General features: G+C 71.9%; 22 protein-coding genes. 16 read left to right on the top strand and 6 right to left on the bottom strand.

The genetic code is table 11. The features are described 5' to 3' along the window. Positions 1 to 9: 9 nt before the first annotated feature. Both OG841_RS20970 and OG841_RS20965 read left to right on the top strand, forming a co-directional pair. Positions 10 to 1,137 (top strand): alpha/beta hydrolase, encoded by a 1,128-nt coding sequence (locus OG841_RS20970; RefSeq protein WP_328640109.1) that lies wholly within the window; start codon positions 10 to 12, stop codon positions 1,135 to 1,137. Positions 1,138 to 1,259: 122 nt separating this feature from the next. Next, positions 1,260 to 2,525: a hypothetical protein gene (locus OG841_RS20965; RefSeq protein ID WP_328640110.1), complete on the top strand. Its 1,266-nt coding sequence runs from the start codon at positions 1,260 to 1,262 to the stop codon at positions 2,523 to 2,525. Positions 2,526 to 2,555: 30 nt separating this feature from the next. On the opposite strand, the gene OG841_RS20960 is transcribed toward OG841_RS20965, so the two are convergent. Together OG841_RS20960 and OG841_RS20955 are read right to left on the bottom strand one after the other, a co-directional pair. Further along, positions 2,556 to 3,899 carry a PH domain-containing protein gene (locus OG841_RS20960; protein ID WP_328640111.1) on the bottom strand — a complete coding sequence of 448 codons (1,344 nt, stop codon included), beginning with the start codon at positions 3,897 to 3,899 and terminating at the stop codon, positions 2,556 to 2,558. Next, positions 3,896 to 4,399, bottom strand: a complete 504-nt coding sequence (locus OG841_RS20955; RefSeq protein ID WP_328640112.1) for a PH domain-containing protein — start codon at positions 4,397 to 4,399, stop codon at positions 3,896 to 3,898. Before OG841_RS20955 ends, OG841_RS20960 begins: the two co-directional genes overlap by 4 nt. A gap of 31 nt (positions 4,400 to 4,430) precedes the next feature. Between OG841_RS20955 and OG841_RS20950 the strand changes: the two genes are divergently transcribed. Continuing rightward, complete coding sequence (locus OG841_RS20950; protein WP_328640113.1) at positions 4,431 to 5,582, top strand: NADH-quinone oxidoreductase subunit D; 1,152 nt, start codon at positions 4,431 to 4,433, stop codon at positions 5,580 to 5,582. On the opposite strand, the gene OG841_RS20945 is transcribed toward OG841_RS20950, so the two are convergent. Continuing rightward, positions 5,547 to 6,611, bottom strand: a complete 1,065-nt coding sequence (locus OG841_RS20945) for an SAM-dependent methyltransferase (RefSeq protein WP_328640114.1) — start codon at positions 6,609 to 6,611, stop codon at positions 5,547 to 5,549. The two genes, OG841_RS20950 and OG841_RS20945, sit on opposite strands and share 36 nt — an antisense overlap. A 118-nt stretch (positions 6,612 to 6,729) precedes the next feature. Here OG841_RS20945 and OG841_RS20940 point away from each other — a divergent pair, with 118 nt between their 5' ends. Both OG841_RS20940 and OG841_RS20935 read left to right on the top strand, forming a co-directional pair. Next, the gene (locus OG841_RS20940; RefSeq protein WP_365123193.1) at positions 6,730 to 7,932 is read left to right on the top strand and encodes a sensor histidine kinase; all 1,203 of its coding nucleotides are present in this window, start codon (positions 6,730 to 6,732) and stop codon (positions 7,930 to 7,932) included. An 81-nt stretch (positions 7,933 to 8,013) separates the two neighbouring features. Further along, positions 8,014 to 8,685 (top strand): response regulator transcription factor, encoded by a 672-nt coding sequence (locus OG841_RS20935; protein WP_057612434.1) that lies wholly within the window; start codon positions 8,014 to 8,016, stop codon positions 8,683 to 8,685. A gap of 19 nt (positions 8,686 to 8,704) precedes the next feature. On the opposite strand, the gene OG841_RS20930 is transcribed toward OG841_RS20935, so the two are convergent. Then, positions 8,705 to 9,811: a DUF5937 family protein gene (locus OG841_RS20930; RefSeq protein WP_328640116.1), complete on the bottom strand. Its 1,107-nt coding sequence runs from the start codon at positions 9,809 to 9,811 to the stop codon at positions 8,705 to 8,707. 99 nt (positions 9,812 to 9,910) lie between these two features. Here OG841_RS20930 and OG841_RS20925 point away from each other — a divergent pair, with 99 nt between their 5' ends. After that, a complete protein-coding gene (locus OG841_RS20925; RefSeq protein ID WP_371566481.1) occupies positions 9,911 to 10,141 on the top strand; it encodes a hypothetical protein in 231 nt (76 codons plus the stop codon). Here the strand turns inward: OG841_RS20925 and OG841_RS20920 are convergent. Then, on the bottom strand, positions 10,116 to 11,342 hold the full coding sequence (locus tag OG841_RS20920) for a threonine aldolase family protein (RefSeq protein ID WP_328640118.1): 1,227 nt from the start codon (positions 11,340 to 11,342) through the stop codon (positions 10,116 to 10,118). The two genes, OG841_RS20925 and OG841_RS20920, sit on opposite strands and share 26 nt — an antisense overlap. A 173-nt stretch (positions 11,343 to 11,515) precedes the next feature. Between OG841_RS20920 and OG841_RS20915 the strand changes: the two genes are divergently transcribed. The 10 genes from OG841_RS20915 (at position 11,516) to OG841_RS20870 (ending at position 19,660) form a co-directional block, all read left to right on the top strand. Further along, entirely contained in the window at positions 11,516 to 12,445 is a 930-nt protein-coding gene (locus OG841_RS20915; RefSeq protein ID WP_328640119.1) for a Rossmann-like and DUF2520 domain-containing protein, read from the top strand. Then, positions 12,442 to 13,434, top strand: coding sequence for a pantoate--beta-alanine ligase (gene panC / locus OG841_RS20910; RefSeq protein ID WP_371566480.1), 993 nt, complete (start codon positions 12,442 to 12,444; stop codon positions 13,432 to 13,434). The genes OG841_RS20915 and panC overlap by 4 nt, the downstream gene beginning before the upstream one ends. Then, positions 13,431 to 15,140, top strand: coding sequence for an L-aspartate oxidase (locus OG841_RS20905; RefSeq protein ID WP_328640121.1), 1,710 nt, complete (start codon positions 13,431 to 13,433; stop codon positions 15,138 to 15,140). The genes panC and OG841_RS20905 overlap by 4 nt, the downstream gene beginning before the upstream one ends. 5 nt (positions 15,141 to 15,145) lie before the next feature. After that, positions 15,146 to 16,132: a carboxylating nicotinate-nucleotide diphosphorylase gene (gene nadC, locus OG841_RS20900; protein ID WP_371566479.1), complete on the top strand. Its 987-nt coding sequence runs from the start codon at positions 15,146 to 15,148 to the stop codon at positions 16,130 to 16,132. A 5-nt stretch (positions 16,133 to 16,137) separates the two neighbouring features. After that, on the top strand, positions 16,138 to 16,935 hold the full coding sequence (locus tag OG841_RS20895; RefSeq protein ID WP_307077806.1) for a type III pantothenate kinase: 798 nt from the start codon (positions 16,138 to 16,140) through the stop codon (positions 16,933 to 16,935). A gap of 145 nt (positions 16,936 to 17,080) precedes the next feature. Next, positions 17,081 to 17,761 (top strand): hypothetical protein, encoded by a 681-nt coding sequence (locus tag OG841_RS20890; RefSeq protein ID WP_328643615.1) that lies wholly within the window; start codon positions 17,081 to 17,083, stop codon positions 17,759 to 17,761. A 56-nt stretch (positions 17,762 to 17,817) separates the two neighbouring features. Further along, positions 17,818 to 18,000 (top strand): hypothetical protein, encoded by a 183-nt coding sequence (locus OG841_RS20885; RefSeq protein WP_371566476.1) that lies wholly within the window; start codon positions 17,818 to 17,820, stop codon positions 17,998 to 18,000. Between the two features lie 152 nt (positions 18,001 to 18,152). Then, positions 18,153 to 18,545, top strand: a complete 393-nt coding sequence (locus tag OG841_RS20880; protein WP_328640124.1) for a BlaI/MecI/CopY family transcriptional regulator — start codon at positions 18,153 to 18,155, stop codon at positions 18,543 to 18,545. A gap of 9 nt (positions 18,546 to 18,554) precedes the next feature. Then, the gene (locus OG841_RS20875; protein WP_057612446.1) at positions 18,555 to 19,103 is read left to right on the top strand and encodes an amino-acid N-acetyltransferase; all 549 of its coding nucleotides are present in this window, start codon (positions 18,555 to 18,557) and stop codon (positions 19,101 to 19,103) included. A 221-nt stretch (positions 19,104 to 19,324) separates the two neighbouring features. Further along, on the top strand, positions 19,325 to 19,660 hold the full coding sequence (locus tag OG841_RS20870; protein WP_280863311.1) for a histone-like nucleoid-structuring protein Lsr2: 336 nt from the start codon (positions 19,325 to 19,327) through the stop codon (positions 19,658 to 19,660). A gap of 35 nt (positions 19,661 to 19,695) precedes the next feature. Here the strand turns inward: OG841_RS20870 and OG841_RS20865 are convergent, their stop codons facing one another. Continuing rightward, positions 19,696 to 20,382: an SCO3374 family protein gene (locus OG841_RS20865; RefSeq protein ID WP_371566474.1), complete on the bottom strand. Its 687-nt coding sequence runs from the start codon at positions 20,380 to 20,382 to the stop codon at positions 19,696 to 19,698. Between the last annotated feature and the right edge of the window lie 95 nt (positions 20,383 to 20,477).

Genomic DNA, 20,477 nt, shown 5'->3' with positions numbered 1-20,477 from the left:
AAGCAAGCAATGGGTCTCACGAGCAACAACACGCTGGTGCTGACGGTGCTGGTCGCCGTGGCGCTGTTCGCCGGCACGGTGTGGCTCTGGCCGCGTCTGGCGCGGCGTGGCTGGCGGCCCGTCAGCGGCCGCATCGGGCTGCTGTTCGCGACGCAGCTCTCGCTCTTCGTGTCGCTGGGACTCGCCGCCAACCACGCCTACGGGTTCTACGCCTCCTGGGCCGACCTGTTCGGCCGGGAGACCGACCAGGGCGTGGTGGTCGACCACACCCCGGGCAACCGTTCGCGCGGGCCGCTGAAGGTGACCGAGATCGGGAACGTGCCCGGCAGGGGAGGCTTTCGGCCGTCATCGGTCGGGCAGGTTCAGAAGGTCGACATCGTCGGCCCCACGTCACACATCGCCAGCCCCGCGTACGTCTATCTGCCGCCGGAGTATTTCCAGGAGCGCTATCGCGCGCGTACCTTCCCCGCGGCCGTCGTGCTCACCGGTTATCCGGGCACCGCGCGAGCGCTGGTGGACAAACTCCACTATCCGCGCACCGCTCTGGAACTGACCAAGGACGGCCGTATGCGGCCGATGATCCTCGTGATGCTGCGGCCGACGGTGGCACCGCCGCGGGACACCGAGTGCGCGGACGTTCCGGATGGTCCGCAGACCGAGTCGTTCTTCGCGAAGGACCTGCCGGAAGCGGTGACGGCGCACTACCGGGTGGGCAGGGAACCGGGGAGTTGGGGGATCATCGGCGACTCCACGGGCGGCTACTGCGCGCTGAAGCTCGCCATGCACCACCCCAAGACGTACGCCGCGGGGGCGGGCCTCTCCCCGTACTACAACGCTCCCGTCGACCCCACCACGGGCGATCTCTTCCAGGGCGACAAGGGGCTGCGCGACCGCGCGAACCTCTGGTGGTGCCTCAAACACCTGCCCGCGCCCGACACCTCACTGCTCGTCAGCAGCAGCAAGGTGGGCGAGACGAACTACAAGGACACGCTGAAGTTCATAGAGCGGGTGAAGGCGACGGAAACGACGCGGATCTCGTCGATCATCCTGGAAAGCGGCGGCCACAACTTCAACACCTGGCGACGGGAGATCCCGGCGACCTTGCAGTGGGTCAGCGAGCGGCTGAGTGATCGATGAGTGATCAATACGCCGAATTCGGCGACCGCTCCGATTCCTGATGTCGTGTGAAGGCAACGGGGTGGCTGTGTTTTTACGGGGCGGGGCACCATGATTCGCCTACGCGCGGTAAGTTTCTGGCCATGCCACGTGGACGTCACCGCCATTCCCCGCCCTTGCACAGGCTGCTGCCTCCGTCGGCGATCGCTGGCGTCTCCCTCGTCTGTGCCTTCGGCCCCTGGGTGTTCTCGCAAGAGGCCGTGCTGCGCGTGATAGCCGCGGTCGCCGCGGCGGTCGCCGTCGTGGGGGCGGCCGTCATGCGCCGTTGGGACGCGCAGGCGGGCAAGCAGGTCGCGGACCTCACGCGCGCGCGTGCCGGCGACGAGTGGCGGCACGAGGAGCGGGTCGCCGAACTCGAGACCGATCTCGAGGAGTCGCGCGAGCTGCGCGTCAAGCTGGAGCAGCGGCTGCGGGCGAAGCGCGCGGAGCTGGCGGGGCTGCGCAACGAACACGCGGCACTGCTGCGGCGGTACGCCACGGCGGAGACCGAGCGGGCGAGCGCCCTGGAGGGCCGCCGGCTGCTGGAGATAGAGGCCGCCCCGCCGCGCGAGCTGCCGGCGGCGCAGGCCGACGCGGAGGCCGTGGCGGTGGCTGCCGAGGACGGGTCCGAGGTCGCGGTCGAGGTGGAGACCGAGATCGCCGAGGCTTCGGAGGTCTCGGAGGAGACGTCGGAGCGGCCCGCGATCTTCTCCCCGGAGGGGTCCCGGCTGTTCCTGCGGGCGAACGCGGCGCTGAAGCGGCTCGACGAGGACGGCGACGGGGCCACGAGGACGAAGGCCGAACCCGAGGACGAGCCGGAGGCCAAGGCTGGGCCCAAGGGTGCCCCGAAGAGCGATCCCAAAGGTGCAGCCAAGGACAAGGCCGGCTCCGAGGTCCAGCCGGTGAACGCGGTTCCCGGCGCGGCGGACGCCGTCGGTACCGAGGCGGAGGCCGCGCAGGAGGACGAGGCGCGGGGGAAGCCCGAGGCGGTCGACGGGCATGAGCGCGCGGCCGCCACCACCACGGGCAGAGCCGCTCAGCCGCAGCAGCAGCCCGCCGGGCACTTCATCGCGCCGACCGCGGTCGCGGTCGTGCCCGCGGCTCCCACGCGGCGCCCGCGGATCGAGGGCGGGTTCGACTTCTTCGGCACGAAGGCCGGGACCTCGCGGGACGCCCTGGAGGCCGTGCAGAACGAGGACCTCGCCGACGTCGTCGGCCAGGAGGCCCTCGCCCTGCACAAGGCCGAGTCGGAGGCGGAGTTCAAGCCGGCCGACGAGGAGTCGCGTGGCGTCGGCCAGGTCATCGACCTGACCGCCCACGACGAGACGGAACAGATCGACCTTCAGGGACTGCGCAGCGCGGTCTCCTGACGGACGCACAGGGGCTCACCAGGGGCGCGGTCAGACCATCCAGCGGTCGGGCCGTGCCCCTTTCCGTCCCGTCCGCGACCTCTCGGCCTGCGACTTGAGCAGCTCCGCGGCCTCCTGGGCGTCCCTCAGGCGGGCCGTGACGGTCTTGTTCGCCCCCGTGTCCACATGGACGTCGGCGACCCGCCACAGCCGCTTCCAGGGCCCCTGCGCGAGTCGTACGCTCTGGACCTTCGCGTGCGGGACGAGCGCCAGGCTCCTTCGCAGCAGCCCCTGCCGCGCCGCGAACACCGAGTCGGTGACGGCGAGTCCGTAGCCGCGCCACCACACGGGCACGCACCGCCCGGCCCGCCGCGGGGGCCGCGACAGCGCCGACAGCGGCGGCACGGTCACGCCCGGCAGCACGCGCGCGACGACCGCCTCGGCGACCTCGCGGGGAGCGACCGGCACCAGCACGGAGTTGGACGAACCGGCCACGTCCAGCTCGACCCGGACCCAGCCGCGCCGCCGCCACAGCAGCGGCTCCACGATCCGTACGGTCTGCACCCGCCCCGGCGGCACCGTCTCGTGGGTGCGGTCCAGGAGCCCGTGGTCGATGCGCAGCCCGTCCGGGGACTCGCCGACCGTCCAGTCGTACTCGGTGACGAACCGCCCCACGCTGCTCGCGCCCGCCGCGCCGAGCAGCGGCAGGGCGGTCGCGAGGACCGTCCAGACGCTGTGGGTGGCCATCCACAGCAGCGGCGGTACGACGAGGGCGGCGACCAGACTGCCCCAGGTGGCGCCCGTCAGCACGAGGGAGAGCGCGAGATCGCGCGGGGGCGTGTGCAGCAGCTCGCGGGCCGGTGCCTCGCCCACCTCGTGCGCGGTCTCGGGAGCGAACCCGGCGGCGCGCGCGAGGAGTTCCGCGCGCAGGGCCCGCGCCTCGCGCTCCCCGAGGAAGGCCAGTTCGTCCTTCTTGTCGGTGCCCACGACATCGAGCCTGAGCTTCGCGACGCCCGCCACGCGCGCGAGGAGGGGCTGGGTGACGTCGATCGCCTGGATCCGCTCGAGCCGGATGTGCGCGGTACGCCGGAACAACAGCCCGGTCCGGATGCGCAGTTCCGTGTCGGTCACCGCGAAGTGGGTGAACCACCAGGTGAGAAAGCCGTACAGGGCGGCGGCCGGGACGATGACGGCGAGGGCGATCAGCAGCGTGGTGGTCGTCAGCCGGGTCAGCTGGCGCTGCGTCTGGTCGGGGTCGTGCACGGCCCACCCGATGACGACGGCGACCGGCGCCCACGCCCGCCTGAGGGGTGTTATGGGATGCAACCGCCGCTCGGTGACGGGTTCCTTCTCCGGCTTGTCCTGTACGGCGTCGTCGACGCCCGGCGTGGTCACAGGCCCGCCGATCGGGCCTCGCCGAGTTCGGTGAGCCGGTCGCGCAGCCGCTCCGCCTCGGCCGGGTCGAGGCCGGGGATGGTCGCGTCGGTCGCCGCGGCCGCCGTGTGCAGCTGGACGCTGGCCAGCCCGAAGTGGCGTTCCACGGGCCCGGAGGTGACCTCGACCAGCTGCATGCGGCCGTACGGCACGACGGTCTCCTCGCGCCACAGCACGCCCCGGCTGATCAGCAGGTCGTCGGCGCGCTCGGCGTAGCGCCAGGAGCGCCAGTTGCGGCCGATCATCACCCAGCCCCAGCCGATGAGGGCGAGCGGCAGCAGCGCGAAGGCCGCCCACGCCGGCCCGCACAGCAGCCCGAGCAGCAGCCCCAGGGCCAGGGCGAGCAGTCCCAGCCACAGCACCAGCAACAACCGTCGCATCCGCAGCAGCCCCGGCGGCAGCCCGGTCCACACCGGTTCGTCGCCGGCGACCTCAGTGTTCGTCCCGCTCCCCGTCTCCATGGGGCCAGCGTACGTAGGGGAGACTGTGTCCATGACTCCTACGACGGAGACCACGGTCGGCATCGGCGGCGCCGCGGAGAGCACCGACATGGTGCTCAACATCGGGCCGCAGCACCCGTCCACCCATGGTGTGCTGCGCCTGAGGCTCGTCCTGGACGGCGAGCGCATCATGAGCGCGGAGCCGGTGATCGGCTATATGCACCGCGGTGCGGAGAAGCTCTTCGAGGCGCGCGACTACCGCCAGATCATCATGCTCGCCAACCGCCACGACTGGCTGTCGGCCTTCTCCAACGAGCTGGGCGTGGTCCTCGCCGTGGAGCGGATGCTCGGCATGGAGGTCCCCACGCGCGCGGTGTGGACGCGCACGCTGCTCGCCGAGCTCAACCGGGTGCTGAACCACCTGATGTTCCTGGGCTCGTATCCGCTGGAGCTCGGCGGCATCACCCCGGTCTTCTACGCGTTCCGGGAGCGGGAGGTCCTCCAGAACGTCATGGAGGAGGTCTCCGGCGGCCGGATGCACTACATGTTCAACCGCGTCGGCGGCCTCAAGGAGGACCTGCCGGCCGGCTGGTCCACGCGCGCGCGTGCCGCCGTCTCCGCCGTGCGCTCGCGCATGGACCGCTTCGACGACCTGGTCCTCGGCAACGAGATCTTCCGGGGCCGCACCCGGGACGTGGGCGTCCTCGCGCCCCGGGCCGTCCACGCGTACGGCGTCAGCGGGCCCATCGCGCGTGCGTCGGGCGTCGACTTCGACCTGCGCCGCGACGAGCCGTACCTCGGCTACGGAGAGCTCCAGGACACGCTGAAGGTGGTCACGCGCGAGGAGGGCGACTGCCTCGCCCGCTTCGAGGTCCTCCTGGAGCAGACCCACAACGCCCTCGACCTCGCCGACGCCTGCCTGGACCGGCTCGCCGAGCTGCCGCCCGGACCGATCAACCAGCGGCTCCCCAAGGTCCTGAAGGCGCCCGAGGGGCACACGTACGCGTGGACCGAGAACCCGCTCGGCATCAACGGCTACTACCTCGTCAGCAAGGGCGAGAAGACCCCGTACCGGCTGAAGCTGCGCTCGGCCTCGTACAACAACATCCAGGCCCTCGTCGAGCTGTTGCCGGGCACGCTGGTCGCGGACATGGTGGCGATCCTGGGATCACTGTTCTTCGTGGTCGGGGACATCGACAAGTAGGTCGGCGGGCGGCCCGTCGAGGGGTGCGTCCGGAAGTCCTGCGGACAGGCCCACGGGCTGGAGCAGCCAGCCGAAGTCTCCGAGGCCGCCCACCGCGGTGAGTTCGGCGGCCTCTCCGGCACGCGTGAGGGCGCGGACGTATTCCGCGGGCCGCGTGGACGCGAGCGTGAGCGGGGGGCGTGCACCCGCGAGGCCCAGGGCGCGCAGCGCGTCGCGTTGGGTCAGCACGCGCCCTCCGGGGAGCGCGCACGCGTCCAGCGCCACATGGGCCGTGAGGTCGCACGACCCGTCCGGTACGGGTGCCGTCTCGCGCCCTTCGCGGAATCCGGTGAGGGTCCCGAACAGGGGGCGTGAGGTTGCCGTGTGCGTGTAGTCGACGGCGACCGCGAGCCCCCGCTCCACCGCGGCGACCGCCGACGCCCACGCCTCGTCCCGGGGCAGGCCGATCTCGGCCCGCAGCCCCTCCTCGGGCGGCAGCGGCCACCACCGGTCCAGCCACTCGGCCTCCGCCCCTGCGACCGGTTCCCCGAGACGCTCGCGACCGTCCCGCCGCACGAGCACCTGGCGTGGGACGCCCGATGAGTCCGTCTCGGCGATCTCCACGGGTACGTTGTCCAGCCATTCGTTGGCGAACAGCAGCCCGGTGATGTTCTTCGGGGGCCCGGTCAGCCACTCGATCCGCTGATCGAGGCCCTCGGGGTGGTCGGCGATCTCGACGGCGTACGCGCGCGTGCGGGCGGCCAGGTCGGCGGGCAGGGCGGCGAGGACGCCGGTGGCCAACTCACCCCGGCCCGCGGCCATGTCGACGAAGTCGAGCCGTGCGGGCCGCCCGAGTGCCTCGTCGATGCGGCACAGCAGCCGGGCCACGGCCTCGGCGAACAACGGCGAGGCGTGCACGGACGTACGGAAGTGCCCGGCCGGGCCCTCCGGCCTGCGGTAGAAGCCCTCAGGGCCGTAGAGGGCGGCCTCGGCGGCGGCCCGCCAGCCGCTCCAGTCGCCCGTCGGCCCGGCCGTCGTGTCATCGGTCACGCCGTCAGGCTAGGCGCCCGGGGGAAGGGGGCCTCCACCTTGGGGAGTACGCGCGGGCGGTACGGATCGGTCCTCCGGTTGACCCATGCACACATCACGCTTCCCTACGCTGGGTTACGTGCAGCGCCTCTATGACTTCCTCCGCAGGCACCCGACAGGGGTCGACGTCTTCTGGGCGGTCTTCCTGTTCGGGATCTCGCTCGCGAGCGAAATCGCCCGTGGGGAGTCCCAGGGGACCGAGTCCCCCTTGGCGATCGTTCCGATCGTCCTGCTGTTGTGCCTGGTGGTAGCGCTGCGCAGGCGGATGCCGGAGCGCATGCTGCTGCTGGCCATCGGGCTCGGCGTAGCGCAGCTCGTGCTGGACGTGGAGACCACGAGCGCCGACTTCGCCTTCCTGGTGATCGTCTACACGGTGGCCGCCACGGGTGCCCGCTGGGCCTCCCGGCTGGCGCTGACGATCGGCCTGTGCGCGGCTCCCGTCGCGCAGCTGCGCTGGCCGAACGAGCACTCAGGTGCGCTCGGCAATGTCGCCATCATGATCTTCCAGGCCGTGCCGTTCGCCCTGGCCTGGGTGCTCGGCGACTCGATCCGGACCCGGCGCGCCTACTTCGCGCAGCTGGAGGAGCGCAACGCGCGCCTGGAGAAGGAGCGCGAGGCGCAGGCGAAGGTCGCCGTCGCCGCCGAGCGCGCCCGGATCGCCCGCGAACTGCACGATGTCGTCGCCCACAACGTGTCCGTCATGGTCGTCCAGGCCGACGGCGCCGCCTATGTCCTCGACGCCGCGCCCGACCAGGCCAAGAAGGCACTGGAGACCATCTCCTCCACCGGCCGCCAGGCCCTCGCCGAGATGCGGCGCCTGCTGGGCGTGCTGCGCACCGGAGAGCACCAGGAGGGCGGTGAGTACGTCCCGCAGCCCGACGTCGAGCAGATCGAGGACCTCGTCGAGCAGTGCCGCGGCTCCGGCCTCCCCGTCGACTTCAAGATCGAGGGCACCCCGCGCCCGCTGCCCAGCGGCGTCGAGCTCACGGCGTACCGCATCGTGCAGGAGGCGCTCACCAACACGCGCAAGCACGGCGGCCCGAACGCGGGCGCGAGCGTGCGCCTGGTCTACTTCGACGACGGCCTCGGCCTGCTCGTCGAGGACGACGGCAAGGGCGCTCCGCACGAGCTGTACGAGGAGGGCGGCGCCGACGGCGCGGGCCACGGACTGATCGGCATGCGCGAGCGTGTCGGCATGGTCGGCGGCACCCTGGACGCGGGCCCCCGCCCCGGCGGAGGATTCCGCATCAGTGCGCTGCTGCCGCTCAAACCAGCGCATTGACGCCGACGCACGCCCCCTGTTGACACCTGTCACGCCCCCTGGCGACCTGCCGTACGACCCCGAGGAAACGGAAGAGGCCCGATGACGATCCGCGTGATGCTCGTCGATGACCAGGTGCTGCTGCGCACCGGGTTCCGGATGGTGCTCGCAGCCCAGCCGGACATGGAGGTCGTCGCGGAGGCGGGGGACGGCGTGGAGGCACTCCAGGTGCTGCGCTCGACCGCGGTGGACGTCGTCCTGATGGACGTCCGCATGCCGAAGCTCGACGGTGTGGAGGCCACCCGCCGCATCTGCTCGGAGCCCGAACCGCCGAAGGTGCTGATCCTGACCACCTTCGACCTGGACGAGTACGCCTTCTCCGGGCTGAAGGCGGGAGCCTCCGGCTTCATGCTCAAGGACGTGCCGCCCGGCGAACTGCTCACCGCGATCCGCTCCGTGCACAGCGGCGACGCCGTGGTCGCCCCCTCGACGACCCGGCGCCTGCTCGACCGGTTCGCGCCCATGCTGCCCGCCACCGGCAAGGAGCCCCAGCACAAGGAGCTGGAGCGGCTCACCGGCCGCGAGCGCGAGGTCATGGTGCTGGTCGCGCAGGGGCTCTCCAACGGCGAGATCGCGGCCCGGCTGGTGCTGTCCGAGGCGACGGTGAAGACCCACGTCGGCCGCATCCTGACCAAGCTGGGCCTCAGGGACCGGGTGCAGGTGGTGGTCCTCGCCTACGAGACGGGGCTGGTGCGCGCGGGCGGGCACGGCTGAGCCACGGCCCGGTCGGGCGCTACCTCAAGATCCCTTCCAGGAAGTCGCTGCCGAGCCGCGCCACCACGGTGACGTCCAGCTGGTGCAGGACGTACCGGCCGCGGCGGCGGGTGGTGATCAGGCCCGCCTTCTTCAGGACGCTCAGGTGCCGCGATATCTCCGGGGCGGTCATGCCGTGCACCTGGGCGAGCTCGCTCGTGGTGTAGGCGCTGCGGGCCAGATGGCGGCACAGTCGCATCCGGACGGGGTGGGAGAGCGCGGTCAGCCGCAGGGTCAGCTGCTCGACCGAGGGCGGAGAGGCGAGCTCGGGGGAGCCGACGGGGTAGTGCAGGGCGGGCTGCCAGCCGTACCGGTGCAGGACGCTCAGGTGCGGCCAGCCCAGGCTCGTGGGGATCAGCAGCAGACCGCCCTCCGCGGTCGTGCTGTGTCCGATGCCCAGCTTGTCGACCGTGATGCGGCCCTCCGCCTCGTCGAGCGTGACCGCCGCCGACACCGCGGTGAGCGCCTCGGCGAGGCCCTTGTGGCGCAGCAGGTCCGTCTTGTGACGGGCGTCCGCCGCGAGCTGATGGCGCAGGCGCGCCCAGGTGTCCGCGAAGAACGCCTCGTCGCAGTCCTCCACGAACTGCCGGAACCAGGCCCGGATCCGCGGCGGGTCGGCCAGCAGCCGCTCGGCGAAGCGCACCTGTTGCGGTCCGCGCGACGCGGCCAGCTCCAGGGCACGCCGGTGCAAGGCGCGGTCGGAGAGCACACTCGGGCCCTGCGAGGAATACGTCAGCGCGCAGGTGAACTCCAGGGCCGCGTCCACGAACTGCTCGTCCGTCAGTTTGTCGAGCAGGTCCAGATCCTCGGCGATGCAGGCGCCGGGGAGCGTGGTCCGGCCCGCGATGCCGGCGAAGGGCATGAACAGGTCCGAGAACGTCGTCCGCCACAGGAAGTCCGCCTCGCACATCCGGTCGGCCAGATGCGGGTCGAGCCGGGCGGTCACGCCGGTCACCCAGGCCTGCAGCCCCGGATGGTGCCCCGGCTCGGCCAGCGCGTGCAGGGCCATGCCGAGCTCGGCCAGCGGCGAGGGCACGACGGCGATCCTCTCCGGCCGCAGTCCCGTGATGTCGATGCGCACGCTCATGACCTCATGGTGCATCCCGCCACTGACAGCGCCCTCCTCGATTGACGGCGGCCGTCAATCGACGCGACGTGGCTGTCGCTTGCGGCGCAGCCTGGGGTCATGAGCGTCACCCAGCAGCACCTCCTCGACATCCACCGTGCCCGGCACCTCGGCAGCCCCGTCGCGCCGGCGCCCGGCACCCAGGACGTGCGGGTCGCGCACGAACTGCGCGAACACCGGCGGTTCCTGGCGGTCCTGGCGGGGCGGCCGGCCCGGGGGCGGATACGGCACGCGCTGCGCCGGTGGCTGCACCGGCGGCCCGGCCTCAGCCGCCGACCCGCTGGCCGCTGACCTCCCTCAGCCGGGCGACGAAGTCCGCGGCCGCCGTCCTCACGTCCGCCGCCGTCCACTCCAGGGCCGCGCCACGGACGTAGACCTCGGTCATGGACAGGCCGGGGCCCTTCTCGTCCCAGGGATGGATGAACAGGGCCGTCCCCGTCTCCTCCGACTGCCGGATCGCCGCCTCGGAGAGCTCGTCGACGCCGTACGGCAGCCAGACCTGGAAGTCGAAGGTGTGCGGCACGTCGGGATGGACCCGCGCCCACGGCACTCCGGCCTCCGCGAGCCCCTCGCGCAGCGCGGCGGCCACCACGCGCGCGTGGGTGACGTAGTCGGGCAGCCTGGGCAGTTCCCGCTCCAGTCCGGCCAGGGCCGACAGGACGGTAGGGAACTGCTGGAAGACCGCGCCGCCGTACCGGTGCCGCCAGGTCTTCGCCTCGTCGATCAGGGTCTTCGGGCCGGCGAGTGCGGCCCCGCCGAAGGCTTGGAGGGACTTGTAGAACGACACGTACACGCTGTCCGCGAGGTCCGCGATCTCGGCCAGGGGGCGACCGAAGTGGACGGTGGTCTCCCACAGGCGTGCCCCGTCGAAGTGCACTACGGCGTCGCGCTCGCGAGCCGCCTCCACGACCTCGGTGAGCTCCTCCCAGGTGGGCAGCACGAAACCGGCGTCCCGGAGGGGCAGTTCCAGCATCAGCGCCCCGAAGGGCTCCTCGAAGCCGCGTATCTCGTCGGCCGTGGGCTGCCGCGGCTCGCTCGTCACATGGACCGGGCGCAGACCGGAGACCTCCCGGAAGGCGTCGCGCTCATGGACCTCGGGATGGGCCAGGGCGTGCAGGGCGACGGTGGGATTGCCGGTGCGGCCCGCCCAGCAGCGCAGCGCGACCTGCTGGGCCATCGTGCCGGTCGGGAAGAAGGCGGCGGCCTCCTTGCCGAGGAGTCCTGCGACCTTCTCCTCCAGGGCCTCGACGATGCCGTTCCCGTAGAGGTCGGACGGTTCGTCCAGGTCGTAGAGCGTGTCCGCCCCGTCGAGCAGCGACAGGCGTTCGCGGAGGGGTGCGAGCAACCCCGGGCGCGCCAGGGTGCGCTTCGCTCTCTGATACGCGCTGATGCGCCGTGCGCGGCGGCGCAGAAGCCGCTCCGCCTCCGTGAGCCGCTCCGGCCCTGCCTCGTCCGCCGCCTGCCCCGCGCTCTGCTCCGCTGTGTCACTCATGCCCGGATCATCTCGTGCGCCCCCGGCGCGGGCACCCGGATTTCCGCACTCGACGACCCACACGGAAACCCACAGCCTGTGGACAACCGGACGCCCCTCGAACCGATCGCGTTAACATGACGAGAAATCGTCCGGTACCCAGATGCGGACTGGAACGGGAAGGCCGCCGTCGCGTGAGTACAGCCCAACAGCCAGACAACAAGGACCGCCCCGCGCGGCTCACCGTCGGCGTCGTCGGCGCCGGCCGGGTGGGGCCGACGCTCGCCGCGTCCCTCCAACTCGCCGGGCACCGTCCGGTGGCCGTCTCCGGGGTCTCCGACGCCTCCCGGCGGCGGGCCGCGCTGATGCTCCCGGACGTCCCGGTCGTCACCCCCGAGGACGTCCTGCAGCGCGCCGACCTGGTGCTGCTGACCGTCCCCGACGACACCCTGCCCGGTCTCGTCGAGGGACTCGCCGAGACCGGTGCCGTGCGGCCGGGGCAGCTGCTCGTGCACACCTCCGGGCGGTACGGCGCGAAGGTCCTGGACCCCGCCCTGCGCGCGGGCGCGCTGCCGCTGGCCCTGCACCCGGCGATGACCTTCACCGGCACCCCCGTGGACGTCCAGCGCCTGGCCGGCTGCTCCTTCGGCGTCACCGCCCCCGAGGAGCTGCGGCTGGCCGCCGAGGCCCTCGTCATCGAGATGGGCGGCGAGCCCGAGTGGATCGACGAGGAGAAGCGGCCGCTGTACCACGCGGCCCTCGCCCTCGGCGCCAACCACCTGGTCACGCTGGTCGCCCAGGCCATGGAGCTGCTGCGCTCGGCCGGTGTCGGGGCCCCGGACCGGATGCTCGGCCCACTGCTCGGCGCGGCCCTCGACAACGCCCTGCGCTCCGGCGACGCGGCCCTCACCGGACCCGTCGCGCGCGGGGACGCCGGCACGGTCGCCGCGCACGTCATGGAGCTGCGCAGGCACGCCCCGCAGACCGTCGCGGGCTATCTCGCGATGGCCCGCGCGACCGCCGACCGGGCGCTCGCCCACGGACTGCTGAAGCCGGAGCTCGCCGAGGACCTCCTCGGGGTACTCGCCACGGGTACCAACGGCGCCGAGGGAGACGCCCGATGACCACGACCCTGCTGCGCACCGCCGGTGAACTGCACGCACGCGCGCGCGTGGGCCGTCGCGCCGTCGTGATGACCATGGGCGCCCTGCACGAGGGCCACGCCACCCTCATCCGCACTGCGCGCGAGATCGCCGGACCCGACGGCGAGGTCGTCGTCACCGTTTTCGTGAACCCCCTCCAGTTCGGCGCGGGCGAGGACCTCGACCGCTACCCGCGCACTCTGGACGCCGACCTCAAGATCGCCGAGGACTCCGGCGCGGACGCCGTCTTCGCGCCCTCCGTCGACGAGGTCTACCCCGGCGGCGAGCCCCAGGTGCGCATCAGCGCGGGCCCGATGGGAGAGCGCCTGGAGGGCGCCTCGCGTCCCGGCCACTTCGACGGCATGCTCACCGTCGTCGCCAAGCTGCTGCACCTCACCCGCCCCGACATCGCCCTCTACGGCCAGAAGGACGCCCAGCAGCTCGCTCTGATCCGCCGGATGGTGCGCGACCTGAACTTCGGCGTCGAGATCGTCGGCGTGCCCACCGTGCGCGAGGAGGACGGCCTGGCCCTGTCCAGCCGCAACCGCTACCTCAAGCCGCAGGAGCGGCGCACGGCGCTCGCCCTGTCCCGCGCGCTGTTCGCGGGCCGCGACCGGCACGCGGCACAGGAGGCGCTGCGCGCGCGGGCCCGCGAAGTGCCCGCCACGCAGGCGCGTGCCGAGGCACTGAGCGCCCTCGGCGAGTCCCGCGCGGCCGCCGACGCGCACGCCGTCGCCAAAGCCCTTCCCGGTGCGCCCTCGACCGTCCGCGCGGCGGCCCGCCTGATCCTGGACGACGCCGCGCGCCAGGATCCGCCGCTCGCCCTGGACTACCTCGCGCTCGTCGACCCGTCCGACTTCAGCGAGATCGAGGACGACTTCACCGGCGAGGCCGTCCTCGCCGTCGCCGCCCGGGTGGGGACGACCCGGCTGATCGACAACATCCCCCTGACCCTCGGAGCCGCCTCGTGACCAGCACAGGCATACGACTGCACGCACCCGAGCCCGGGTGGTCCATCGACGCGGACGTCGTGGTCGTCGGCTCCGGGGTCGCCGGCCTGACCGCGGCTCTGCGCTGCCAGGCCGAGGGCCTCAGGACCGTCGTCGTCACCAAGGCCCGCCTCGACGACGGCTCCACCCGCTGGGCGCAGGGCGGCATCGCCGCGGCCCTCGGCGAGGGCGACACCCCCGAACAGCACCTGGACGACACGCTGGTGGCGGGCGCGGGCCTGTGCGACGAGGAGGCCGTACGGATCCTCGTCACCGAGGGACCCGACGCCGTACGCCGCCTGATCGCGACCGGCGCGCACTTCGACGAGTCCGAAGAGGGCGACCTGGCGCTCACCCGGGAGGGCGGCCACCACCGCCGCCGGATCGCGCATGCGGGCGGCGACGCAACCGGCGCGGAGATCTCCCGGGCGCTCGTCGAGGCGGTACGCGCGCGCGGACTGCGCACGATCGAGAACGCGCTCGTGCTCGACCTGCTGACGGACGCGCACGGCCGGACCGCGGGCGTCACCCTGCACGTCATGGGCGAGGGTCAGCACGACGGCGTGGGTGCCGTGCACGCCCCCGCGGTCGTCCTCGCGACCGGCGGCATGGGCCAGGTGTTCTCCGCGACGACCAACCCGTCCGTGTCCACGGGCGACGGCGTGGCGCTCGCCCTGCGCGCGGGCGCCGAGGTCAGCGACCTGGAATTCGTGCAGTTCCACCCCACCGTGCTGTTCCTCGGCCCGGACGCCGAGGGCCAGCAGCCGCTCGTCTCCGAGGCCGTGCGCGGCGAGGGCGCCCACCTGGTCGACGCGGACGGTGTGCGCTTCATGGTCGGCCAGCACGAACTCGCCGAACTCGCGCCCCGCGACATCGTCGCCAAGGGCATCACGCGGCGCATGCAGGAGCAGGACGCCGAGCACATGTTCCTCGACGCCCGGCACTTCGGCGCCGACATGTGGGAGCACCGCTTCCCGACGATTCTCGCCGCCTGCCGCGCCCACGGCATCGACCCGGTCGCCGAGCCCATCCCGATCGCGCCGGCCGCCCACTACGCCTCCGGCGGCGTGCGCACCGACTCCCAGGGGCGTACGACCGTCCCGGGCCTGTACGCGTGCGGCGAGGTCGCCTGCACCGGCGTGCACGGCGCGAACCGGCTCGCCTCCAACTCCCTTCTGGAGGGACTGGTCTACGCCGAGCGCATCGCCGTCGACATCGTGGCCAGCCGCGCCGGGCTCCACGCGCGCGTGCCCGCACCCGTCGAGCGGCCCGAGAGGCCCGCGCACCCCTTGCTCGCGCCCGAGGCGCGGTTCGCGATCCAGCGGATCATGACCCAGGGCGCGGGAGTGCTGCGCTCGGGCGAGTCCCTGTCCAAGGCCGCCGGCCTCCTGCAGCAGCTGCATTCCGACGCCCGCGAAGCGCTCGCCGAGAACGGCAAGACGGCCGAGCCCGGCGTCGACACCTGGGAGGCCACCAACCTCCTGTGCGTGGCCCGCGTCCTGGTCGCCGCCGCCCTGCAGCGCGAGGAGACACGCGGCTGCCACTGGCGCGAGGACGAGCCGGACCGGGACGACACGGCATGGCGCCGCCACATCGTCGTACGGCTCAATCCCGACCGGACCCTCGCCGTACACACCACCGATACCGCAGACTTCCCCCCGACCCGGCAGCCCCTTCAGGAGCAGTGACAGTAGTGAGCACCGACGACCTTCCCCTCGCCTCCTCCGGCGGCTGCGGCGACGGCTGCGCCTGTGGCGCCGCCTCCGACGGTCCCGACGAGGAATATCTGGAGTGCGGGCTCGACCCCGCTCTCGCGCAGCTTCTGGCCGACGCCGGACTCGACCCCGTGGAGGTCGAGGACATCGCCAACGTCGCCATCCAGGAGGACCTCGACCACGGCGTGGACGTGACGACCGTCGCGACCATCCCCGAGGACGCCGTCGCCACCGCCGACTTCGTCGCGCGGGAGGCGGGCGTCGTGGCCGGCCTGCGGGTCGCCGAGGCGGTCGTCTCGGTGGTCTGCGAGGACGAGTTCGAGGTCGAACGGCACGTGGAGGACGGCGACCGGGTGGAGGCCGGGCAGAAGCTCCTGTCGGTCACCACCCGCACGCGTGACCTCCTCACCGCCGAGCGCAGCGCGCTCAACCTGCTGTGCCGGCTCTCGGGCATCGCGACCGCCACACGCGCGTGGGCGGACGCACTGGAGGGCACCAAGGCACGCGTGCGTGACACCCGGAAGACGACTCCGGGGCTCAGGTCCTTGGAGAAGTTCGCCGTGCGGTCCGGGGGCGGTGTCAACCACCGGATGTCGCTGTCCGACGCGGCGCTGGTGAAGGACAACCACGTGGTCGCCGCCGGTGGCGTCGCGTCGGCGTTCAAGGCCGTACGGGAGGCCTTCCCGGACGTGCCGATCGAGGTCGAGGTCGACACCCTGCACCAACTGCGGGAGGTCGTGGACGCGGGCGCCGATCTGATCCTGCTGGACAACTTCACGCCCGGGGAGTGCGAAGAGGCGGTCGCGGTCGTGCACGGGCGGGCCGCGCTGGAGGCCTCCGGGCGGCTGACGCTGGCCAACGCGCGCGCGTACGCCGACACCGGGGTCGACTACCTCGCCGTCGGGGCGCTCACCCACTCGTCGCCGATCCTCGACATCGGCCTCGATCTGCGCGAGGCGGAGTAGTCGCGATGCTCCTCACCATCGACGTAGGCAACACGCACACCGTCCTCGGGCTGTTCGACGGCGAGGACATCGTCGAGCACTGGCGGATCTCCACGGACGCGCGCCGGACGGCGGACGAGCTGGCCGTACTGCTGCAGGGCCTGATGGGCATGCATCCGCTCCTCGGCGACGAACTGGGTGACGGGATCGACGGCATCGCGATCTGCGCGACCGTCCCGTCCGTGCTGCACGAGCTGCGTGAGGTGACGCGGCGGTACTACGGCGACGTGCCGGCCGTGCTGGTCGAGCCCGGGGTGAAGACGGGGGTGCCGATCCTCACCGACAACCCCAAGGAGGTCGGGGCTGACCGGATCATCAACGCGGTGGCCGCCGTCGAGCTGTTCGGCGGACCGGCGATCGTCGTGGACTTCGGTACGGCGACGACGTTCGACGCGGTGTCCGCGCGCGGGGAGTACGTCGGCGGGGTCATCGCACCCGGTATCGAGATCTCCGTGGAGGCGCTCGGCGTGAAGGGCGCGCAGCTGCGGAAGATCGAGGTGGCCCGGCCTCGGAGTGTGATCGGCAAGAACACGGTCGAGGCGATGCAGTCCGGCATCGTGTACGGCTTCGCCGGGCAGGTCGACGGGGTCGTGAGCCGGATGGCCCGGGAGCTCGCGGACGATCCCGACGAGGTGACGGTGATCGCCACGGGTGGACTGGCGCCGATGGTGCTGGGGGAGTCGTCGGTGATCGACGAGCACGAGCCATGGTTGACGTTGGTGGGGTTGCGGCTGGTGTACGAGCGGAACGTGTCGCGGATGTGACGTCGCCGTCGGCCTCCCCGCCCCGGCACTCGGCCGCGCGTCCGGGCGGGTGGCCTGCTCACGCCACACCCGCCCCCTATGACGAATTTGTCTGATTAGCGCGTACTGTCGCCGCATGCCCACGCCATACGGATCCCGCGGCGGCATGGCGTTCGGCGTGGAGGAGCTGCGTGTGCTCCGCCGCGCTCTCGCCCTCGCCCTTCACCCCGCCCCCGCCTCGGCCGAGGACATCAAGGACTGCCACCGCCTCGCCGAGTCACTCGACGAGGCGGTGCGTGAAGGCGCCCGGCTGCGCGCCTTCCTGGTGGCCGACCTCGCCCGGTACCGCGCCGCGCTGCCCGGCACCGCCGCCGGTTACCTCACCCTGCTGGAGGAGGCGCTGGGTGCCGGGTACCGGCCGGAGCCCGACGATCTCGCCGCGCTGAGGGCGCTGCGCGGCAACCCTGTCGCGGCGGCACTGCTGAGCCGCTGCCAGGTGCTGGCGGAACGGGACGTACGGGCCCGTCTGGCGGGCTCCACGGCCGCCCGGCGTGCCCGGGTCGCCCCAGTGGTCCCCGCGTCCCGCACCCGCCTCCTGGCGCTGCCCGGGGGCCTTTCCGGAGGCGTTTGCGGGGGGCCTTCCGAGACCGCCCGGGGCGGCCCGGCGGACCAGGACGCCAAGGAGCCGGCGAAGCGTCCGGCCCGGCCGCCGGCGAAACCCGCGGAGAAGCCCGCCCCCGCCCCCCAGCCCTCCCGGCGGCCCATCCCCACCCCGGGCGAGGTCTTCCCCCGCCGCAAACCGACCCCGCCCCCGGCGAACCCGCCACAGCACCTGGCCGCGGGCTGACGCGACGGACCCCACCCCGCCCGAGTTGTCCCCGTGCGCCTGGCTACTCTGGACCCATGGACTACGTCTCCGCGCTCGTACCCCCGGTCGTCATGGCCGCGTTCTTCATCGGCCTGATCCGGGTGATCGTGAAGACCCAGGGCGGGGCCAACAAGGCCAAGGAGGACGCGGCCGTCGACGCGGCGCTCGCGCGCGCGGAGGGGGCCAAGCAGGCCTCCGGGGCCGCGGGCGACGCCTGAGCGATCCGCGGCGCCCTCGTCGGCGTACGACTCTCCGAGCCACCGCGCTTTCCGAGTCGTACGCCCTTTTTGTTGCTGTTTGGTGTTGAAAGGTCCGTCCGTCACGCCGATAGCCGGATCTCCCACTATTGTGCTGAGCTGTGCCTCGCCCATTGGGAGAACTCGAAGACGCGGTCATGACGCGGGTGTGGAAGTGGAACCGCCCGGTCACCGTTCGGGAAGTCCTGGAAGACCTTCAGCAGGAACGGTCCATCGCCTACACCACGGTGATGACCGTTTTGGACAATCTCCATCAGAAGGGCTGGGTGCGCCGTGAGGCGGAAGGCCGGGCCTATCGATATGAGGCGGTCTCCACACGGGCCGCCTACGCCGCCGCACTGATGAACGACGCCTGGTCCCAGAGTGACAACCCCGCCGCCGCTCTCGTCGCCTTCTTCGGCATGATGAGCGAGGAACAGCGACTGGCACTCCAGGACGCCGTACGGATGGTCCAGGGTCCGCCCGCGGAGAACCCCGACTCGGCATCGCGGGGCGGTGGGCGATAGCGTCCGCTCATGTCCGCGAAGAGTCCCTCCGCCGAGAACCCCGAAGTCACCGCAAAAGCCATCACCGTCCGGCGGGCCCGTACCAGCGATGTCGCCGGCATCCGTCGGCTCCTCGACTCCTACGTCCACGACCGCATCCTGCTCGACAAAGCGACCGTGACGCTTTACGAGGACATCCAGGAGTTCTGGGTCGCCGAGCGCGACGACAACGCCGAGCTGGTCGGCTTCGGCGCCCTGCATGTGATGTGGGAAGACCTCGCGGAAGTGCGCACTCTCGCCGTGAAGCCCGGACTGAAGGGTGCCGGGGTCGGCCATCAGTTGCTGGAGAAGTTGTTGCAGACGGCCCGCTGGCTCGGTGTCCGTCGCGTTTTCTGTCTCACCTTCGAAGTGGACTTCTTCGGCAAGCACGGCTTCGTCGAGATCGGTGAGACACCCGTTGACACCGATGTCTACGCGGAGCTACTGCGTTCCTATGACGAAGGCGTGGCGGAGTTCCTCGGTCTCGAACGAGTGAAACCGAACACCTTGGGCAACAGCCGGATGCTTCTGCATCTGTGATCGCCAGGATTCTGGCGCTCCGCCCTGCCCAGGTTCCCTATGTCCGAAACGCGCACGTTTCCGGACGAGGAGAGCCCTGTCGGTCTCTCCCAAGGGTTTGTGTTTTCCCAGCAAAAGCGGTTTGCTTTCCGACGTACTGCAGTACTGCATATAACAGGGGACGGCGAAACGGCGGACGCCGCAGACCCCCGGCCCTCAAGTATTGGATGAAAGGAAATCCGGTGGCACAGAAGGTTCAGGTCCTTCTTGTCGATGACATCGACGGCGGCGAGGCGGATGAGACCGTCACGTTCGCGTTGGACGGCAAGACGTACGAGATCGATCTCACGACCGCCAATGCGGACAAGCTCCGTGGCCTTCTCGACCCTTACGTGAAGGGCGGTCGCCGTACCGGAGGCCGAGCCGCGGGCGGGCGCGGAAAGGCGCGGGCCACTTCCGGTGGCAGTCAGGACACCGCTCAGATCCGTGCCTGGGCGAAGGAGAACGGTTACGAGGTCAATGACCGCGGCCGAGTTCCGGCGAGCATTCGCGAGGCTTACGAGAAGGCCAACGCCTGATCGAAAGGTCTACGGCGGCCGGGGCCTGCGAAAGCTTATGGCCGAGTGCGCCGAAGCCGCAGCCGCAACCGGTGGCAGTGCGTCGCCACCGTGTTCACGACGCGTACGAGATCGGGGGCGTCCCCATCGCCCCCCAGCGCCGACAACGTCGGCAGCGAGGCCTCGACCTCGCACCCAGGCTCGGGGGGCCGCAGCCATATGGCGGCCCCCTGCAGGGCACCCGCTTCCGGACGTGCCGGCAGGGCGAGGGATTCGTCTTCGCCGGGCCCCGCAGGCCGCCCCGACGGCACCTCCCCGAGCCCGCTCACCGCGGGCTCCGGCGGACGCGGTGCCCGCATCACGCCGCCCGTGCCGATCGCCCGCAGGTCGAGCGCCAGGGCGCCCCACTCCAGCCAGTCCAGCAGGCCGGGCAGCTCCTCCGTGCTGCCCGCGGCCACCAGGATTTCCATGCGGTCACCCCGCATCGCCACCGGAGAGGTCCCGGTGAGATGGCGCAGGGCCACGCGGCCGGCCTCGGCCGGAACGTCCAGGATGTCGAAGCGCAGCCCCAGACGCAGTCGTAGGGGAGATTCCGCGGTGCTCGCGGGCACCGCGGGCCAGCCCAGTTCGTTCTCGTACCAGCGGCGGACCGGATCGTCGCCGAAGGCGGCCAGGTCGAGCGGCCGACGGGGGAGCGGGACCGCGGTGAGATCCGTCGTGAGAGAGGGGAGGATGCCGGACATGCCAAGTGCAACCGCCGAAAGACCGCAAGAGTTACGTTGGGTGTACCGGCGTGCGCGAAGAGTGGCCGAAGAGGGGGCGTGCGGGCGTGCGGGGT

The organism is Streptomyces canus, from assembly GCF_041435015.1.
Lineage (GTDB): Bacteria > Actinomycetota > Actinomycetes > Streptomycetales > Streptomycetaceae > Streptomyces > Streptomyces canus_G.
Note: the sequence above shows the minus strand (reverse complement) of the source record. Positions and strands in the feature narration are given on the sequence as shown.

What these genes read in the sequence shown, in the direction of transcription:
- OG841_RS20970 (WP_328640109.1), top strand. Translation starts at nt 10, where the DNA reads ATGGGTCTCACGAGCAACAACACGCTGGTGCTGACGGTGCTGGTCGCC.
- OG841_RS20965 (WP_328640110.1), top strand. Translation starts at nt 1,260, where the DNA reads ATGCCACGTGGACGTCACCGCCATTCCCCGCCCTTGCACAGGCTGCTG.
- OG841_RS20955 (WP_328640112.1), bottom strand. Translation starts at nt 4,399, where the DNA reads ATGGAGACGGGGAGCGGGACGAACACTGAGGTCGCCGGCGACGAACCG.
- OG841_RS20950 (WP_328640113.1), top strand. Translation starts at nt 4,431, where the DNA reads ATGACTCCTACGACGGAGACCACGGTCGGCATCGGCGGCGCCGCGGAG.
- OG841_RS20935 (WP_057612434.1), top strand. Translation starts at nt 8,014, where the DNA reads ATGACGATCCGCGTGATGCTCGTCGATGACCAGGTGCTGCTGCGCACC.
- OG841_RS20930 (WP_328640116.1), bottom strand. Translation starts at nt 9,811, where the DNA reads ATGAGCGTGCGCATCGACATCACGGGACTGCGGCCGGAGAGGATCGCC.
- OG841_RS20925 (WP_371566481.1), top strand. Translation starts at nt 9,911, where the DNA reads ATGAGCGTCACCCAGCAGCACCTCCTCGACATCCACCGTGCCCGGCAC.
- OG841_RS20920 (WP_328640118.1), bottom strand. Translation starts at nt 11,342, where the DNA reads ATGAGTGACACAGCGGAGCAGAGCGCGGGGCAGGCGGCGGACGAGGCA.
- panC (WP_371566480.1), top strand. Translation starts at nt 12,442, where the DNA reads ATGACCACGACCCTGCTGCGCACCGCCGGTGAACTGCACGCACGCGCG.
- OG841_RS20895 (WP_307077806.1), top strand. Translation starts at nt 16,138, where the DNA reads ATGCTCCTCACCATCGACGTAGGCAACACGCACACCGTCCTCGGGCTG.
- OG841_RS20890 (WP_328643615.1), top strand. Translation starts at nt 17,081, where the DNA reads ATGGCGTTCGGCGTGGAGGAGCTGCGTGTGCTCCGCCGCGCTCTCGCC.
- OG841_RS20885 (WP_371566476.1), top strand. Translation starts at nt 17,818, where the DNA reads ATGGACTACGTCTCCGCGCTCGTACCCCCGGTCGTCATGGCCGCGTTC.
- OG841_RS20875 (WP_057612446.1), top strand. Translation starts at nt 18,555, where the DNA reads ATGTCCGCGAAGAGTCCCTCCGCCGAGAACCCCGAAGTCACCGCAAAA.
- OG841_RS20865 (WP_371566474.1), bottom strand. Translation starts at nt 20,382, where the DNA reads ATGTCCGGCATCCTCCCCTCTCTCACGACGGATCTCACCGCGGTCCCG.